At 44.0% G+C, this 728-nt stretch carries 3 rRNA genes; all 3 read left to right on the forward strand.

What is annotated here, in order from left to right:
• A 23S ribosomal RNA gene (locus tag EPL02_RS00170) occupies nucleotides 1–173 on the forward strand; the annotation flags it as partial.
• Nucleotides 174–354: 181 nt separating this feature from the next.
• A 5S ribosomal RNA gene (gene rrf, locus EPL02_RS00175) occupies nucleotides 355–470 on the forward strand.
• Between the two features lie 163 nt (nucleotides 471–633).
• Nucleotides 634–728: ribosomal RNA gene (locus EPL02_RS00180) — 16S ribosomal RNA — on the forward strand; the annotation flags it as partial.

Consider the following 728-nt stretch of genomic DNA (forward strand, 5'->3'; position numbering starts at 1 on the left):
GTGTGGACGGGATAAGTGCTGAAAGCATCTAAGCATGAAGCCCCCCTCAAGATGAGATTTCCCATAGCGCAAGCTAGTAAGATCCCTGAAAGATGATCAGGTTGATAGGTCAGAGGTGGAAGCACGGCGACGTGTGTAGCTGACTGATACTAATCGATCGAGGACTTAACCAAATTAGAAAAGCGAAGGCGACTGTTCAATTGTGAAAGGCGTTGGAGCTTCTGATAGGGAAACCGCTCTTTGGTTTCAATAACAGAAGTGAAACGACCGAACAATTAGGAGCCGTAGCTAGACAGTAAACTTAGTACTCAGCAAACATGTTATCTAGTTTTGAGAGAATAATCTCAATTCATGTCTGGTGGCGATAGCAGAGAGGTCACACCCGTTCCCATGCCGAACACGGAAGTTAAGTTCTCTAGCGCCGATGGTAGTTGGGACTTTGTCCCTGTGAGAGTAGGACGTTGCCAGGCTGAAAAAGATTTTTCTTTTTCTTTCAAAAAAGTATTTGACACCAGGTGAAAAACTTGGTATGATAATAAAGTCGCTTAAGAGCGGCGGTTGAACTTTGAAAACTGAACAAAGCGACAAACGTCAACGTTAATTTTTTAAACTTTTATGAGCAAGTCAAACATTTCTTCGGAGAGTTTGATCCTGGCTCAGGATGAACGCTGGCGGCGTGCCTAATACATGCAAGTCGAGCGAACTGATTAGAAGCTTGCTTCTATGAC

The organism is Bacillus sp. CBEL-1, assembly GCF_004348885.1.
GTDB classification, from domain to species: Bacteria; Bacillota; Bacilli; order Bacillales; family Bacillaceae_H; genus Priestia; species Priestia aryabhattai_A.